Origin of the sequence: Actinoplanes cyaneus (assembly GCF_016862095.1) — a bacterium.
In the GTDB taxonomy this organism is placed as follows: domain Bacteria; phylum Actinomycetota; class Actinomycetes; order Mycobacteriales; family Micromonosporaceae; genus Actinoplanes; species Actinoplanes cyaneus.
Window position 1 is genome coordinate 1 of the sequence record NZ_BOMH01000157.1, and the last position, 1,364, is coordinate 1,364.

General features: G+C 66.4%; 1 protein-coding gene. It reads left to right on the plus strand.

The genetic code is table 11. The features are described from left to right. The first annotated feature begins 148 nt into the window (after window positions 1-148). A complete protein-coding gene (locus Acy02nite_RS46125) occupies window positions 149-1,360 on the plus strand; it encodes an ISAs1 family transposase (RefSeq protein ID WP_239175916.1) in 1,212 nt (403 codons plus the stop codon). Window positions 1,361-1,364 lie beyond the last annotated feature (4 nt).

Below are 1,364 nucleotides of genomic sequence, written 5' to 3' on the forward strand. Positions count from 1 at the left end.
AGGGGCATTGCGTTCTCGAAGGGCAGTGCTCTGAGCTGGGGATTCACGGCGTGAATGGCCTCTATGGAGGCGGAAGTAGCGGGTGAGATCACGTCGGTGATCATGAAGTTCTCTAGGCCACACGAAGCTCCGAGGACCTCACCCGCCGATGGCATCATCTCTCATCACCGCACTGACCGTCACGACACCCCATGCCACCACCGCACCGACGCCGGTCACCGAAGGTGAGCGGTATGGGTTGCTGAACGCGCTGGCGAAGGTTCCCGATCCGCGTGACCCCCGCGGGATCCGTTATCCGCTGTCGGCGGTGCTGGCCGTTGCGGTTTGCGCGGTCATGGCCGGCGCATCCTCGTTCGCGGCAATCAGCGATTGGCTGCACGACCTCGACGAACACGCCCGTATCCGGCTCGGCTTCAGCGACGGTGTGCCCGCCGGCACGACGATGTGGCGATTGTTGATCCGTCTCGATCCGACACTGCTGACCACCATCCTCGCCGGCTGGCTGCACGCCCGGGCTCCTCAGCCGAGTCCGACGCCACGCCGCTACCGCAGCGTGATCGCTGTGGACGGCAAGACGCTGCGCGGCGCCCGCCTGGGCGATGGCCGTCAGGTTCATCTGCTGTCCGCGCTGGATACCGCGACCGGGATCGTGCTCGCCCAGGTCACCGTGGATACGAAGTCGAACGAGATAACGTCGTTCGCGCCGCTGCTCGACGCTGTCGAGAAGGTGCTCGGCACTCTGGCCGGGGTCCTGTTCATCGCCGATGCCCTGCACACCCAGACCGGGCACGCCGACGAGGTCACCGCCCGCCGAGCTCATCTGCTCGTGCAGGTGAAAGGTAACCAGCCAACCCTGTTCAAGCAGCTCAAACGCCTGCCCTGGGCGCAGATTCCTGTCGGTGACCGGACCCGCGACCACGGTCACGGCCGCCGCGAAACCCGGACCGTCAAGGCCGTCACCGTCGCCACCCCAGGCGGCATCGGTTTCCCGCACGCCCAGCAGGCAGTCCGGATCATCCGCACCCGGATCGTCGCTGGTAGGACCACCCGCGAGACGGCCTACCTGACCGTGTCGCTACCCGCCGGCCACGCCCCGGCCCGGGATCTGCAGGCCTGGATCCGGCGGCATTGGCACATCGAGAACCGCCTCCATCACGTCCGCGACGTGACTTTCCGTGAAGACCTGCACCAAGCCCGGACAGACAACGGACCAGCCGTCATCGCAACGCTGCGTAACACAGCGATCGGCTGGCACCGCCTAAACGGCGCCACCAACATCGCCCGCGCCACACGCCAAGCAAACCGCCGCTCACACGACCTGATCACCGCCGTGACCAGCAGCTACCCGACAACGCAATGACCCT

Excerpts from the sequence above, each read along its gene's own strand:
- Acy02nite_RS46125 (WP_239175916.1), top strand. The coding sequence starts at position 149 with ATGGCATCATCTCTCATCACCGCACTGACCGTCACGACACCCCATGCC.